The 14,539-nt window shown below is 68.1% G+C and carries 15 protein-coding genes; 7 read left to right on the forward strand and 8 right to left on the reverse strand.

What is annotated here, in order from left to right:
* Window positions 1-209: 209 nt before the first annotated feature.
* Entirely contained in the window at window positions 210-1,073 is an 864-nt protein-coding gene (locus B1818_RS03085; RefSeq protein WP_078111893.1) for a S49 family peptidase, read from the reverse strand.
* 89 nt (window positions 1,074-1,162) lie between these two features.
* Here B1818_RS03085 and B1818_RS03090 point away from each other — a divergent pair, with 89 nt between their 5' ends.
* Window positions 1,163-1,909 (forward strand): VOC family protein, encoded by a 747-nt coding sequence (locus B1818_RS03090; RefSeq protein WP_078111894.1) that lies wholly within the window; start codon window positions 1,163-1,165, stop codon window positions 1,907-1,909.
* Window positions 1,910-2,004: 95 nt separating this feature from the next.
* Here the strand turns inward: B1818_RS03090 and B1818_RS03095 are convergent, their stop codons facing one another.
* Window positions 2,005-3,078, reverse strand: coding sequence for a winged helix DNA-binding domain-containing protein (locus tag B1818_RS03095; protein WP_078111895.1), 1,074 nt, complete (start codon window positions 3,076-3,078; stop codon window positions 2,005-2,007).
* Between the two features lie 51 nt (window positions 3,079-3,129).
* Window positions 3,130-3,840, reverse strand: coding sequence for a peptide-methionine (S)-S-oxide reductase MsrA (gene msrA / locus B1818_RS03100; protein WP_058253715.1), 711 nt, complete (start codon window positions 3,838-3,840; stop codon window positions 3,130-3,132).
* Between the two features lie 174 nt (window positions 3,841-4,014).
* On the opposite strand from msrA, the gene B1818_RS24140 reads away from it, so the two are divergent.
* Together B1818_RS24140 and B1818_RS03110 are read left to right on the forward strand one after the other, a co-directional pair.
* Window positions 4,015-4,167: a hypothetical protein gene (locus B1818_RS24140; protein ID WP_165629232.1), complete on the forward strand. Its 153-nt coding sequence runs from the start codon at window positions 4,015-4,017 to the stop codon at window positions 4,165-4,167.
* Between the two features lie 208 nt (window positions 4,168-4,375).
* Window positions 4,376-5,005, forward strand: coding sequence for a superoxide dismutase (locus B1818_RS03110; protein ID WP_004021423.1), 630 nt, complete (start codon window positions 4,376-4,378; stop codon window positions 5,003-5,005).
* Window positions 5,006-5,403: 398 nt separating this feature from the next.
* Here the strand turns inward: B1818_RS03110 and B1818_RS03115 are convergent, their stop codons facing one another.
* Together B1818_RS03115 and B1818_RS03120 are read right to left on the reverse strand one after the other, a co-directional pair.
* Window positions 5,404-6,156, reverse strand: coding sequence for an energy-coupling factor transporter transmembrane protein EcfT (locus tag B1818_RS03115; RefSeq protein ID WP_058253713.1), 753 nt, complete (start codon window positions 6,154-6,156; stop codon window positions 5,404-5,406).
* On the reverse strand, window positions 6,153-8,294 hold the full coding sequence (locus B1818_RS03120; RefSeq protein ID WP_197414703.1) for an ABC transporter ATP-binding protein: 2,142 nt from the start codon (window positions 8,292-8,294) through the stop codon (window positions 6,153-6,155). The genes B1818_RS03115 and B1818_RS03120 overlap by 4 nt, the downstream gene beginning before the upstream one ends.
* A gap of 214 nt (window positions 8,295-8,508) precedes the next feature.
* Here B1818_RS03120 and B1818_RS03125 point away from each other — a divergent pair, with 214 nt between their 5' ends.
* The 3 genes from B1818_RS03125 to B1818_RS03135 all read left to right on the forward strand — a co-directional run bounded on the left by B1818_RS03125 (window position 8,509) and on the right by B1818_RS03135 (window position 10,773).
* Window positions 8,509-9,030, forward strand: coding sequence for a hypothetical protein (locus tag B1818_RS03125; protein ID WP_058253731.1), 522 nt, complete (start codon window positions 8,509-8,511; stop codon window positions 9,028-9,030).
* 148 nt (window positions 9,031-9,178) lie between these two features.
* Complete coding sequence (locus B1818_RS03130; protein ID WP_058253711.1) at window positions 9,179-9,874, forward strand: TMEM165/GDT1 family protein; 696 nt, start codon at window positions 9,179-9,181, stop codon at window positions 9,872-9,874.
* 137 nt (window positions 9,875-10,011) lie between these two features.
* Window positions 10,012-10,773 carry an SDR family NAD(P)-dependent oxidoreductase gene (locus tag B1818_RS03135; protein WP_058253710.1) on the forward strand — a complete coding sequence of 254 codons (762 nt, stop codon included), beginning with the start codon at window positions 10,012-10,014 and terminating at the stop codon, window positions 10,771-10,773.
* A gap of 61 nt (window positions 10,774-10,834) precedes the next feature.
* On the opposite strand, the gene B1818_RS03140 is transcribed toward B1818_RS03135, so the two are convergent.
* The 3 genes from B1818_RS03140 to B1818_RS03150 all read right to left on the reverse strand — a co-directional run bounded on the left by B1818_RS03140 (window position 10,835) and on the right by B1818_RS03150 (window position 13,265).
* Entirely contained in the window at window positions 10,835-12,010 is a 1,176-nt protein-coding gene (locus tag B1818_RS03140) for an MAB_1171c family putative transporter (RefSeq protein ID WP_078111896.1), read from the reverse strand.
* 42 nt (window positions 12,011-12,052) lie between these two features.
* Window positions 12,053-12,565 (reverse strand): hypothetical protein, encoded by a 513-nt coding sequence (locus B1818_RS03145; RefSeq protein ID WP_058253708.1) that lies wholly within the window; start codon window positions 12,563-12,565, stop codon window positions 12,053-12,055.
* A gap of 124 nt (window positions 12,566-12,689) precedes the next feature.
* Entirely contained in the window at window positions 12,690-13,265 is a 576-nt protein-coding gene (locus tag B1818_RS03150) for a helix-turn-helix transcriptional regulator (RefSeq protein WP_058253707.1), read from the reverse strand.
* A 294-nt stretch (window positions 13,266-13,559) separates the two neighbouring features.
* On the opposite strand from B1818_RS03150, the gene B1818_RS03155 reads away from it, so the two are divergent.
* The gene (locus B1818_RS03155; protein ID WP_078111897.1) at window positions 13,560-14,495 is read left to right on the forward strand and encodes a hypothetical protein; all 936 of its coding nucleotides are present in this window, start codon (window positions 13,560-13,562) and stop codon (window positions 14,493-14,495) included.
* Window positions 14,496-14,539 lie beyond the last annotated feature (44 nt).

A 14,539-nucleotide genomic window follows, 5' to 3' on the forward strand; every position in this document is an offset into this window, starting at 1 on the left:
GGATGAGACTGTGGAATTGTGGAAAAACGCTGGCCACCGGCCCGCGGCTTGTGACCGCGATCACTCGTTTAGCCGAATGTGCGCGTAGGAAATTCACGAAAGTGCACACGCCGGAACGTCGTGAACTCTTCCTTCGATGAACAGCACCTGTGGATAACGTGGGGACAATTCACAAGCAAAACCATGTGAACGGGCTGTGATCGGGCCTTTCAGTCCCGGTGGAGCAGCGACAGCCGCAACGACGGGGCGCGGTCGAATGCAGCCAGAATGCCGGTCGTCACGCTCTCCGCAAATCCGGCAACCGATGTCTGGCTTCCCACGAGTCTCATGAGCAGCGGCTTCGGCGTCTCCACGACGGTGATCTCGGCGTCGGGGTACCGCTCGGCGACGACCGAGCGCATCACGCCGATCCCGTCGACGACCCCGAGTTCCGCGGCGCGGTGACCGATCCACACGTCGCCGTTGAAGAGTTCCGCGTCGGAAGCGGTCAGCTTTTTACCGCGGCGCTGCCTGACCCACGCGATGAACGCCTCGTGCAGCTGTGCCTGCAATTCCTTCAGCCATTCGACGTCCTCGGGCTGTTCGGGCGAGAAGGTGTCGAGTCGCGCCTTGTTCTCGCCGGTCGTGTACAGCCTGCGCTGCACACCGAAGCGGTCGAGCACCGCCGAGAAACCGAAGCCCGACGACACGACCCCGATCGAGCCGACGATGGAGGTGTGGGCGGCGAAGATCTCGTCGGCCGCGCAGGCGATCCAGTAGCCGCCGGAGGCCGCGACGTCCTCACAGAACGCGAGGACCGGCACGCCCTTCTCCGCCGACAGCTGGCGGATGCGTTCGGCGATGTACTCCGACTGTGCCGGCGAGCCACCGGGCGAGTTGATGACGACCACGACGGCCCGCAATCGCTCCGTGGCGAATGCCTTCTTCAGAACCGGCTCGACGGACTCGGTGTTGACGCCGTGCTTGCCCATCCCCGCGATCCCGATCGGGCCGTCGAGACGGACGACCGCGACCTGCTCGGTCCGCGCCTTCGAGAATTTCTTCCCCACCGCCCCCAGCGGTCCTGCAGTCATCTGTCCGAGTGTAACGACGGCGACCCGCCTGCTGTTTTCCCACGCGCCGCGACAGTCCGCGACGTGGGACGCACCGTAGAATCTGCCGGGTGCAGGTGCGGTGGCTCAGCGCATTCCTCGACTTCCCCGCGGAGGTGTTCGGCAGCGAGGTGACCTTCTGGCGCGCGATCTCGGGCAGCACGGTCTCCCCGCCGCGGGGTGAGCACCGCGAGTTCGCCTCGCTGGAGCCCTTCTACGGCGACCCGCATCTGCGAGTCCAGCGGATCGACGACGGACCGGGTGGAGTCCACCTCGACATCCACACCGACGACCCGCACGCCGCCACCGCCGAGGCACAGGCACTCGGTGCGACCCTCGTCGTCGACGCCGGGACTCACCTCACCCTCCGGTCACCCGCCGGTTTCGTGTTCTGCCTCGTGCCGTGGGAGGGCGAATCGAAGCGGTCGCGGCCCATCCGTTGGCCCGGCGACACCATCAGCATCATCGACCAGCTGTGCATCGACATCCCCGCCGGCATGTTCGACGCCGAGGTCGACTTCTGGACCGGGTTCACCGGCTGGCCGACGAAGCCCCGGGGTCGGCCCGAGCTGGTCGCGCTTCGCCGCGACCCCGCGGTGACCCTAGGAATCCTGTTGCAGCGCAAGCAGGATGAGTCAGACAACGATGTGGCGACAGCGCACCTCGACATCGCCACGAATTCCGTCCCCGACGAGGTCGCACGGCACGAGGACTGGGGCGCCCGCGCGATCGAGCACTTCCCGCACTGGACGACGATGGCGGATCCGGTCGGTCGCCGCTACTGCATCACCTCGCGGAACCCGCGCACCGGCGATTGAGTCGCGGGCTCCTTCGATCCGGTCCGCAGACGTAGTGTGTCGTTGCGCTCGGCGCCACGATGTGCGACATCTGCCGGGCCCTGCCGCTCCGAGCTTCAGGTATCGACCAGGAATTCACGGAGCCGATCGACCTCGGCGTCGACCTCGCGCCGTTCGGCGGCGGTCACCGGACGCAGGTACTCGACCGCCGGAACGTCCTTGGCGTCGAGAGACCATGTCCCCGCGAGGAATCCGTCGAGGAACACGAATCCGGGCGACCGGCCATTGGGAGTCACGGTGCGCCGGTACATCTCCGGGTCGGCGACCCGGATTCGGTCGGCCTGGGCGCCGATCACGTGGTCGAAGGGGGCGATCAGCCGCGCCGCCGCCGCCGCATCCGGGTCGGCGAGGGCGAGACCGTCGAGGTCGTAGAGAACCTCGCCGTTCGGGCCGTCGAGCCGGACGAGCTCCCAGTCGGCCTCCAGCTTTTCGACGAGGGGTCGCAACCGGGTGAGCCCGGACCACGTCTGGATGGCCTTCACGGTTGCCGGGCCGAACCCGCGCAGATACATCCGGACGAGATCGGCACGGGCTTCGTCGTCGACGACGGCCGGCACGCCCGGGCCGGCCCACTCGTCGAACAGGCGGTACGTCGGAGCGCCCCGCCCGCGCCACAAACCACGCGGGGGGACCTGGACCAGTGGCAGCCCGCACCGTGCGATGGCGGTCAGGGTCGACGCATCTTCCGCCGGATGGCGGGCAACCAGTTCGCTCCCGAGGTCGGCGACGGCGAGTTCGCGACCCGCCAGAATCTCGGCGGCGGACCGCACGACCTGCGTCGGGTCGGCGTCCACCAGTCGCTGGGCGTGGATGTCGGTGAGTCCACGCCGCAGCGTGGGCTCGGCGAGTGGACGAATCCAGCGTGCGTCCTCGGCGTCGATCAGGAAGATCGTCGCGCGCAGGAGCGTCATGCGCACGACCTCGCGGTCGGTGAGCAGATCGTCCAGCTCGAGGGGATCGAAATCCGCGATCCGCGACCACAATCCGAAGAATGCCGCCCGCGGGTCCTGGGACTGCAGTCCGACGCAGCGGTCCAGGACCTCGATGGCGTCCTCGGCGACGCGGGTGAGCAGGTGCTGACGCTGCAGCAGGGTGCGATTCCACTGCCGCAGCGAGATCCGTTCGGTCACCGCGTGTCTCGTCGGGTCTGCGACCGATGGGTACGACCGCGCACCGCGACGTCAGGCGGGGTAGGCGACACCGGTCGCGGCATGGCAGCGGTATCCATGCGGGTTCTTCGCCAGATACTGCTGGTGGTGGTCCTCGGCGTAGTAGAACCGTCCGTTGCCCGCCTGCGCCAGCGGTTTGATCTCGGTGGCGATCGCACCCTGGCCCGCAGCGTCGAGTGCGGTCTGGAAGGTTGCGGCAGTGCTGCGGACGACGTCAAGGTCCGCGTCGGTCAGGGCGTACACGGCTGACCGGTACTGGGTTCCGATGTCGTTGCCCTGACGCATCTCCTGCGTCGGGTCATGCGACTCCCAGAAGACCTTCAGCAGGCCTTCTAGATCGACGACGGCCGGATCGAAGACCACCAGCGCCGACTCGGTGTGACCGGTCCGCGCGGTGCAGGTCTCCTCATAGGTCGGGTTGGGCGTGTACCCGCCCGCGTATCCGACGGCAGTCGTGTACACACCGGGGACCTGCCAGAAGATCTCCTCGATGCCCCAGAAGCAGCCACCGGCCAGGACGATCGCGTCGAGTCCGTCGTCGAAGCGTCCGATGCCGTGTACGTGGGAGCCGTCGGACTCGGCCCGACCGCGCATGGGCGTTCCGAGAACGAGGTGCTCGCCCGGGACCGTGATCTCGGACGAGCGGCCGGGCAGTGCTGCGTCGGCGGCGACGAGATCCCGTTTGCGTGAACCGGCGGCGAAGAGCTGGTCGAGCCATGACATGCGTCGAGTCTACGCGCGGTGGGATACGGCCCGGCGACGACGAGTTGAGCTGACCGTTCGAGTCTGTTTATGATGGCGGTCACATCCGTGGCACTGTGATACCGATCACTCGAACGCCATCGCGGCCCGTCCGCCGGCAGGGATGTGCAGCCGTTCCAGGGACGAGAGGCGACGATGGCGACGCACGCGACCGGAGATCTCCGACGCGCCCCCGGGCTCGGTCGGACCGCCCCACGCGCCAACTACGACGTCGCGAGGAGTTGCCGCACAAGCGCCCTGACCATTCTCGCGCTCATCGCGGTCTTCATCCTGCTCGTCCTCATCTGAACCCAGCCGCCTCGATGCGGCCTGGTCAACTCTCAGCCGACGCACTCTCGCATCGTTGACATCTCAACCGCACTTGATGTTTCTTGGCGCGGGATTGTTGCAATCACCCATGCTCTGGGGAAGGCTGGAAGCATTCGCGTGGCGCCCGGCCGAGTCGTCGGAGCCATGCGTGGACAGGGAAACGAGTAGCACCTCAGAGAGGAACATCGTGGCTGAATACACCTTGCCGGATCTCGATTACGACTACGCGGCACTGGAACCGCACATCTCCGGCAGGATCATGGAGCTCCATCACAGCAAGCACCACGCCACCTACGTCAAGGGCGCCAACGACACCCTGGAGAAGCTGGCCGCGGCCCGCGACGACGACAGCATCGCCGGCAAGGTCTACGGACTCTCCGCCACCCTGTCGTTCCACCTGGGCGGTCACACCAACCACTCCATCTTCTGGAAGAACCTGTCGCCCAACGGCGGTGGCGAGCCCGACGGCGACCTCGCGGCCGCCCTCACCGAACAGTTCGGTGGCTTCGACAAGTTCAAGGCCCACTTCACCGCCGCCGCCACCACCCTGCAGGGTTCGGGCTGGGCGATCCTGGGTTACGACACCATCGGCGGCAAGCTCGTCATCCTGCAGCTGACCGACCAGAGCGGCAACATCCCCGCCGCGATCATCCCGGTCGTCATGCTGGACATGTGGGAGCACGCCTTCTACCTCGACTACCAGAACGTCAAGCCCGACTACGTCAAGGCGTGGTGGAACGTCGTGAACTGGGCCGACGCCAACGAGCGTCTCGCCCGCGCGAAGAGCCAGGGCAGCGGCCTGGTCGTCCCGGCCTGATCCCGGTTCGCCGAACCTCAACAGCGCCGGTCACCTTCGGGTGGCCGGCGCTGTTTGTTGTTCGGGGCCACGTTCTCTGCTGCAAGCAAACCCCTGCTCCCTGAGTAGCGACTTGAGCTTTCCTCCGCTCCCTGAGTAGCGACTTGCGAGCTTTCCCTCCGCTCCCTGAGTAGCGACTTGCGAGCTTTCCCCCTGCTCCCTGAGGTGCGAGGAGCGTTAGCGACGAGCCACGAAGGGTTTGGCGACGCATCTCACCAGGACCCTTCGTGACGGCCTCCGCAAGCTCCGGCCTCCTCAGGGAGCAGTGGGTGGGCCCGCTCCGAGACAACGAGTTCCGTAGCGGTCCACGACGGCCGTCGGGCCGCAGATACTGAGGAGCGAGCTTACAAGTGTCACCCTCAGAGAGCCAGCGTGACCGTGATTGCGACCGCGCAGGCCAGGCCGATCACGATGAGCGCCACCACATCTGCGCGCCCGGGGCCGGCCTGATGGGCGGTCAGGCGGCCGGTGCCGCCGCGGGCGGTGATCGCCTCGGACATCTCGGCGCTGCGTCGGAGCGCCGACGACATCGCCGCGGTGATCAGATCCATGATCCCCATCTCCGCCGACGGATGGTCGCTGCGGCCCCTGGCCGTCGGCCGGAGGCGATGCGCCGCACGCAGCATGCGCAACTCCTCGATGAGCAGCGGAAGACCCCTGAGGCACAACGCGATCGCGACCGCCCACTCGTCGACGGGCAGCCGGAGCCACCGCAGCGGACGCATCAGCCGCGCCAGCGCCGGCGCCACGTCGGCCATGGGAGTGGTCCAGATGACGAGGATCGAACTGGCGACGAGGACGAGTGCCAGGGTGATCGCGCGCAGGAAGACCAGGGCGCCGGGGATGCCGGCGAACGACACGTTGAACGCGACGCCGATGCCGATCAGACCCCAGAACCACCACGGCGGACGAGGTATGGCGCCCAACGGGATTCCCGCGACGAGGGCGGTGATCACCACCACCGCGGCGACCATGCCCAGCGCCGGCCACGACGGCAGCACCCAGGTCATGATCCCGAGGATCAGCACGATCACGAGTTTGGTCCCCGCCCACAGCCGGTGCACGAACGAGTCGCCGGGCACCTGCCGCAGCGGGACGGTGCGCATCGTCATCGGGTTCCTCCGTCCCAGCCGGGAGCCTGGTCGATCATCTGCTGCGAATCGGGCAGGAGACGCCCGTCGACCAGTCGGACCCGCCGGGTGCACACCGACTCCAACGACTCGAAGTCGTGCGAGATGATCACGATGGTCATCCCGTCGGCGCGGAGCCGGGCCAGCAGTGCGACGATCTCCTCGCGTGCCGGCGGATCGAGACCGGCCAGCGGCTCGTCCAAGACCAGCAGGTCGGGATGGCGCGCGATGAGACCGGCCAGCACGACGCGTCGCATCTGTCCGCCCGACAGCGCGTCGACCTTGGTGACCGCCATCCGGCGCGGCAACCCGACGAGTTCGAGGACCCGGGCGACCTCGGCGGTGCCCACCTTCTCACCACCGGCCGCCATGATCTCGTCGGCGACGGTGACCTTCTGCAGTTGCAGACGCGCGTGCTGGAATCCGAGTCCGACCGCGCCGACCCGCTCCGTCATCGGCGTTCCGGCGTCGAAACCCGCTCCGGGAGTGATCTTCTCGTGGATGTCCAGCAGACGGCAGGTACCGGTCCCGGGCGGGAGCAGGCCGGCCATGATCCACGCGAGAGTCGTCTTGCCCGATCCGTTGCCGCCGACGACGAGGAGTCCCTCGCCGCGGTAGACCGTCAGCGAGATGTCCTGCAGGGCAACTACCTCCCACGGTGAGCCCGGCAGGTGCGCATAACCCACCTGGTCGAGCACGAGGAGTGGCCCGCCGATCCGCGAGGTCGGTGCGGGCGGGGGCGACGGGCGCGGGTTCGGCGCGCCCAGGTCAGCGTCGGGACCCGGCATCCAGTCGGGCGCGTGCGGCACGAGGCGTCCCCCGGCCAGGTGGATCACCCGATCGGCCGCCGCCGCCTCGCTGCCGCGGTGCGTCACCAGGACGACGGCGATCCCGCGGCGTGCCGGGAGGCCCGCGAGCAGCGCCAGCAATTGTCCCCGGCCTTCCGGGTCGACCATCGACGTCACCTCGTCGGCGATGAGAAGCTGCGGATCCCGGGCGAGCGCCGCCGCGATCGCCAGCCGCTGCTGCTGACCGCCGGACAGGTCCGTGGTCTCCCGGTCACCGAGTCCGGCGAGACCGACCTCGTCGAGCAGTGCCTCGACGTCGACGTCGACGCCCGGCGGCAGACCCCAGACGACGTCGTCGGCGACGCGGGAACCCAGCATCTGTATCTCGGGACGTTGCAGGACGAGCGCGGTCCCGCCGTGCGCGCCCAGACCGGGCAGGCCCGGCCGGTGGACCACGCCGGTGGACGGGTCACGCCCGGCCAGGATCTTCGCCAGCGTCGACTTCCCGGAACCGTTGGCGCCGACGACGGCGACGAACTCACCGGGATCGATCCGCAGGTCGATGTCGTGCAGCACCGGGCGGGCTTCGGGCGCGTACGCGAACCCGACGCGTTCGAAGACCAGCGGAAGCGGCGCGATGCCCGGATCGTGGGCCGCGGCGACCACCGCGGCCGGGGCGAACCCCGACGGGACGGCGTCGAGCGTGTCCTCGCTCGGCACGTCCCGCAGCCTGCTGATCACGGAACCGAGGATCCACCACGCGACGAGCAGCGAGATCGCGGTGCCGAGGGTTCCCGACACCCAGACCCACACCCACCAGTCGTCGGCGATGCTCCGGCTCATGGCGTCGAGCCCATCGGCGACGCCGCCGGTCGGGCCCCATCCGTGCAGCCACTTCGCGACGCCGTGGATGGAGTTGGTCATCGCCTCGATCGTCAGCTCACGCAGCGGCACCAGGATCAGGAGGATCAGCACGGAGATCCCACCGAGCACCGGCGAGGCGACCAGCGTGGCGACCCCGAGCACACCGATCCCCCGGCCCCGGCGCTTGATGTCGCCGACCAGGCCGCCGACCAGCGCGGACCCGAGGACGGTTGCCATCGCGCCGGTGCCCGCCATCGCGAACGCCACCGCGGTGGTGGCGACCGTGGCGGTGACCAGGGCCCGCGGCCGCGTACGCGCCGCGATGAGTGCGAGCGGCACCGGGGCGAGCAGTCCGGCGGCCTGGGCCAGTGGGATGACCGACGCGATGACCACCGCCGCGACGGTCAGTCCGCCGAAGATCGCGACGGACGCGAACTCCATGGGTCGCAGCGGGGGCGAGTTCTTCACCGGTCCAGTGTGCCTGGTGTCGTCGCCCCCACCGGCGGGGACAGTGCTCCGCGACCGCCGCTGTCGTTCGTTCGCATGTTAAAGATCCATCACAACACGGTGATTCGAGTTGTCGACGCCTCGCCACCGGTGGATGGTCTTCTCACCAGGGTCGGCCGTCGGTCCCCAGTCCGTGGATCACCCCGAGGTCGTGCCCGGGTCGGAGGAGGACATGATGCAATCGATTCCGATCGGCCTCACACCGTTCCAGCACGAGGGCACACTGAACGGCATTCTCATCTCGGGCCGCTGGCCGGAGTCGACGCTCGAGTGGACGCAGACGCTGGTGGCCTCGGTTCGGATCGCCTGCCGGCCGGGTTTCCTGCCCACGACGACGATCTTCGGCGTGGTCGAGCAGCGTCCGGAGCAGGGTGAGGCGGACACCGTCGGGATGATGGTCGCGATCGGCAATGTCGTCGACGACAGCTTCGTCGAGGCGGGCCGCTTCCTGAACAATCCGCCGGCCCTGGTCATGCTGCATCCCCCGTCGCAGACGCGCCCGTCTCTGCCCGAGTGTTCGCAGGTCGCCTCCGGCTGCGTGCTGCTACCCGGACTGCCCGAACTCGGGCTCGAACACCGGGCGGGATGGGCTGAGGCGGAGGCCGACGGCACGGTGGTCAACCTCCGCAATCAGGTGGGTATCGACCCCAACGCCGACCCCGACACCGCCGTGCTGGCCATGCTTCTCGCAGCGTAGAGCGGGGCGGACGCCCGAAGGCCATACGACGGGTCACCGACCCCGTGGATACGGGTCCCCGAACATCTGATTTTGATGGCCCTACCTGCGGAAATACGGGTCTTCGACGAGTTGCGTCCGCGAGTTAGCGCTGACTAACCTGGCGTCCGTGATTGCCGCCCTGCTCCTCAGCTTCGGCGTGATCTTCGTCGCCGAACTCGGTGACAAGTCACAGCTGATGGCGATGACCTACGCCCTGCGCTATCGCTGGTGGGTCGTCCTCCTCGCAATCACCGTGGCCACCACCGCGGTGCACGCGGTCTCGGTGTTCTTCGGCCACTTCCTCGGTCTGTCGATACCCACCACGCTCCTGACGATCCTCGCCGGCCTGGCGATGCTCGTCTTCGGCCTCTGGACGCTGCGCGGAGACCGGCTCGACGACGAGGAGTCCAGTCGGGCGACCCGCGTAGGCGCCTCGGTGTTCTTCGCCGTCATGTCGGCGTTCTTCCTCGCCGAACTGGGCGACAAGACCATGCTCGCGACCATCACGTTGGCCACCGACAACGACTGGCTCGGGGTCTGGATCGGGTCCACGCTCGGCATGGTCGCCGCCGACGCGCTCGCCATCGGCGTGGGTGTGCTCCTCGGCCGCCACCTCCCCGAGCGCGTCATCGCGATCGGCGCGGCAGTTCTCTTCTTCGCCTTCGCGGCCTGGCTCATCACCGACTGTCTGATCGGTGCGTCGGTACCTGTGATCGCCGGCACGCTGAGTGCGGTCGTGATCATCACCGGGATCGGCATCGTGCTGATCCGCCGGGAGAACCGCCTCCGTTCCGACGAGAGCGTCCGAGCGCTCGTTCGGTAATTCAGGGGGTCTTTCGCGGTTGGTGCGAGTCGTCTGACTATCGTGAAACTGCAGCACGAGCCGGAGCGGCGTCGCCGACGACGGCGGCGCGGCCGGCAGGAGAACGGGTCGGGTACCGCGAAAGGATCACCTCACACATGGACGTTTCAGGCGCTTCCGTACTGGTCACCGGCGGGGCCTCCGGCCTCGGTGCGGCCACCACACGGCGTTTCGCCGCAGCCGGCGCCCAGGTCTTCGGCCTCGACCTGCAGGCCTCGATCGACAAGGCCGCGCCCACCGAAGGAGTCACGCTGGTCGCGGCCGACGTCACCGACGAGACCCAGGTCCAGGCCGTCATCGACACCATCGCCGAGTCCGGGGCACCGCTGCGTGTCGCAGTCAACTGCGCCGGCGTCGGCTGGGCCGCACGGATACTCGGCAAGAAGGGCCCGCACGAGCTCGATCTCTTCCGCAAGGTCATCGACATCAACCTGGTCGGCACCTTCAACGTCATGCGACTGGCCGCCAACCGCATGCAGGAAGAGTCCACCATCGACGGTGACGGTCAGCGCGGTGTCATCATCAACACCGCATCGGTGGCCGCGTTCGAAGGCCAGATCGGTCAGATCGCCTACGCGGCGTCGAAGGGTGGTGTGCACGCGATGACCATCTCGGCAGCCCGCGACCTCGCACGCATCGGCGTGCGCGTGTGCACCATCGCCCCCGGCACCATCAGCACGCCGATGCTGGCTGGTGTCACCCCCGAGTTCCAGAAGACCCTCGCCGAGGGCATCCCGTTTCCGCAACGTCTCGGCGAGCCCGACGAGTACGCGCAATTGGCGGAGTTCATCGTCGCGCACAACTACCTCAACGGAGAGACCATCCGCATGGACGGCGCGATCCGGATGGCGCCGCGCTAGTCCGACTGACTCGTTGGATTCACCTGAGGCGACTTCGCCCGTTCGAGGGCCGGCCGGCGCGTCACCGGTCGGCCGGCTCCTCGACCATCTGCACGGCGTCGAGCGCCCGGGCCAGTCTGATCAACGGCGCGGCATCCGCTTCGAGACCCTCGCCATCCGCCGGCGCCAGGTCTCGGACGGCACCGCCGTCACCCTCTCGCGGATCGTGTCCGGCCACGGCGGCCCGCAACAGCCTCGCCTGCACCTCGGGTTCGGCATACCCGAACACCGCCGGGACCCGAGGACTCAACTGCGTCAACGCGTCTCGGGTCTCGACGACGCGCCGATGCAATCGGGTGGTCGGTGTCAGCCGGCCGGCATCCGGTAGCACCACTTCGGGGACCGCGTCGGTCACCAGTCGCCACAGGGGCACGAGTTCGGCGTCGAGGCGTCGACGACGCCGGTTGGCCGCGACCGACTGAGCCCGCGCGTAGACCATCGGATAGCTGATCCCCACCAGGAACGTGACGACGCCGACGATGGCGACGGCCCGATTCGTCGTCAGAAGCCACGGCGACCGGACGACGTTCGTCGCGGACACGATCACGAACACGATCTGACAGACCGCGCCGACCGCGAGACACGTCAGACCCGTCATCAGAAGGCCAAGGGACACACGGAGATAGCCGTCCGCCGTCGCATAGAACTTGCGGACGCTGTTGACGCAGGCGACGAAGCCGTAGGCGAGGTAACCGCTGGCGATCAGCATGAACAGCGCGAAACCCCAGTTCTGGACGGTCCATTCGTCGATGGTCGCGGTCCGGATCTCGACCGGGATGACCAGCATGGTCACCTGCAGCCCGACGAGTGCCACGACGAGGGGCAACGCCTCCCATCCGGTCCGGCGTTCGCGCGTGACCTTCCCGGGGAAGAAGAACACCACCACGAGCGCCGCGACCCCGATCGCGAGGAGCGCGTAGAACGCCACCCTCGACAGGCCGGTGAAACCGACCTCGTTGAGCACGTCGGCGACCGAGTCGTCGACGACGACGAATGCGAGGGTCAGCGCCGCCACGGCGATCATCATCGCCAGCGGCTGCAACCCCCATCCCGCACGGCGGATCTGATCGAGGCGCCAGCAGAACGCGAAGGCGAAGACGACCGCGGCGACGGCGTTGACCGCGCCGATCCCGACGTCCACCCCGGAGGCCAGCAGATTGACCGTCGGGCCCCCGCCCGCGACAGTGATCACGCCCAACAGGGACTCACATTCTTCCCGGTGCCGCAACCGACCGGCGTGTCACAGCCATCCGCGATGACCCCCCAACAGTTTCTGGAGTCCACGCAGTTCGCCGTGCGATGCGGTGCTCCCGACGCCGGTGCCGGCGTCCTCGGCCCAGCCGAGAATCAACGAGGCGAGCATCTCGGCTTCCCACTCGGCGTCGTCGGAGTAGCACGTGCGCCGGAGCGCGGCTGCCGATTCGTCCTGCGTCAGGGCGGCGATCCCCGCCGCCGAGGCCTCACCGAGGATCTGGTGGCCGGCGATCAGATGGCCGAACTCGTGGACGACGATCTGGTTGCGGTGCAAGCGTGAGGTGTGGGCCTGGTGGAAGAAGTAGTCCGCGTCGGTCGCGGCCAACCAGATGCCGTTGGGAACTCCCGCGGGCAAGGCATGCTCGATCAAGCGGATGGGCCGACCGCGACGGTCACCGTACCGTTCGCAGAGTTGAGCCACGTCGAGGGGCAGATCGAGATCGAGCCCCTTCAGCTCGGCGCGGCACAACGCGCGCAATGCGCGCTCGGATCGACGCATGAGCTCATCGAATCACGAGCGCGCACCACGCCGGAATCCACCCGCAGCGATCGACTTCGCTGGCCTGTCCGGGCCGACACCCCTCGGTCCGGAACGAATGGCTCCGCGAACGCCTCACCGGCGGTCAGTCGTCGCTGTGGTCTCCGACGACGCGAAGCCGCGAATCGGCCGACGGCTTGGTGTCGCTCAGACCGGCCGCGATCACGTCCGGCGGATCCTTGGGCAGACCCTGCTGCTCGCGCAGCACCTTGATCAGCTCGTTCACCACCGTGACCGAATCACTCGACAACCCGGCCAAGCGGAAGGCCGCCAGCTGGACGTTCGTGTCGGCCTGCAACCGCATCAGATCGATCTCGTCGCGGGTACGCTGCGCGGCCCGATCCTCGAGAAAATAGTGCACGTCGACCCCGAAAGCGGCCGCGATGCCCTCCACCGTGCGGAACGAGGGAGACTTGGCCTTCCCCGATCGCAGTTGGCTCAGATACGACTCGCCGAGCCGGAACCCCCGCTCGGTCGATCGCGCCGCGATCGCCTTCGCGCTGTACGCCCTACCGTTCGGACCAGGAACCGTCCGGAACAGTTCCTCGAGCCGCCGGGCGAACAGCCCGGGGTCGAGAGCATCCGCGTCCGTCGTCCTCGAACGATCGGAGTCGGTGCGTCCGGTGTCGCCCATAGGCTTCTCCGCCCCTCCTGAAGTCATGACAATCTTCTCCGAAACGCAAAAATTTGAATTTGCAAGCATTAAAGCCCGCTGTACACGGCCGTTGCAACGATCGGTACGATCAGAAAGTACCGGACCGCCGCGCTCTGCGCGTATCACCTGTGAAGATGGTGTAACGATCGTTAGTGTGGCGTTCTTCACATTCATGGGGGTCATGGGTTGCCGACGCGGATCCGTCAGATGAACATTCGGGTTCGGCCCGCGGTGCGCGTCGATTTGCCGCATGGTGTCAACGACGATGTTTCACCCCCTCGACTGTACGCCTGACGAACGATGAGCCACCGTCTCCCGACCCACCGCGGCGCCCGTGCCAAGCCGCGTGGTCTCGCCGTCCTTCTGATCGCTCTCGCCGCGATTCTCTTCATCGTCGTCGCGCCCGGGGTGGCGTCGACAGCTCCACCTGGCCCCGATGCGCCAGGCGCCGACTGGGCGGGTGACGCCGACAGCGATCCCGATGACACGGACGAGGTCGACGACACCGACACCGACACACCCGCGGGCTCGCCGACCGACGACTCGGACACCAGCGACCCCGAGACGACCGAACCCGAATCCACGGACCCCGAGAGCACCGATCCCGAGACCACGGACGAGTCCTCCGCACCGTCTCATCCCACGGGCTGCGGTTGTGGATCGTGGCCCATGCCAGGGACGTCGGACACGACGAGCGAGACCACCAGCACGACCACGACCACGACCGACGATCCGGATCCGTCGACGTCCGGGCGCGAGACCACGTCCGGGAGCGATGGCGACGGTGACGACCCGTCCCCCGGCACCCGCCGGGAGGAGGACGCTCCCTCGGCGTCCGACGGCGATGTGAGCGGGTCCGACCCGGCCGGCGCCCCCGCGAACACCGGTCCGGCCGTCGCCGACGTACCGACGGTCGCCCCGCCTGGTGGAGGTGGTTCGACCGGGCCGATTCCGGACTCCGGCTCCGGCAGCGGGCCGGACACCGATCGTCGTTCTCCACAGCCCGACACCGACGTCGAAGCCGACGGCACCGACACCTCGCAGACGGTTTCGGGTGCAGCGGGTCCGCCGGTCGATCCGCCGCAGGCCTCGCCCGGTGTGCCGGAGGACTCGACGTTGACGTCGGTGCGGAAGTTCGTCCTCGGCGTGGCGCCGGGAGCACTGTTGCTGCTCGGCGCCGTCGCCCTGCTCGGCAGCGGGTCGTTCCTCGACTCGTTGCGCTCGATGCGTCCCTGACACGCGGCGACGAGACGTTCGACCCAGCGGTTCGGCTGAGGTCG

The organism is Gordonia sp. IITR100 (assembly GCF_002009645.1).
GTDB lineage: Bacteria > Actinomycetota > Actinomycetes > Mycobacteriales > Mycobacteriaceae > Gordonia > Gordonia hongkongensis.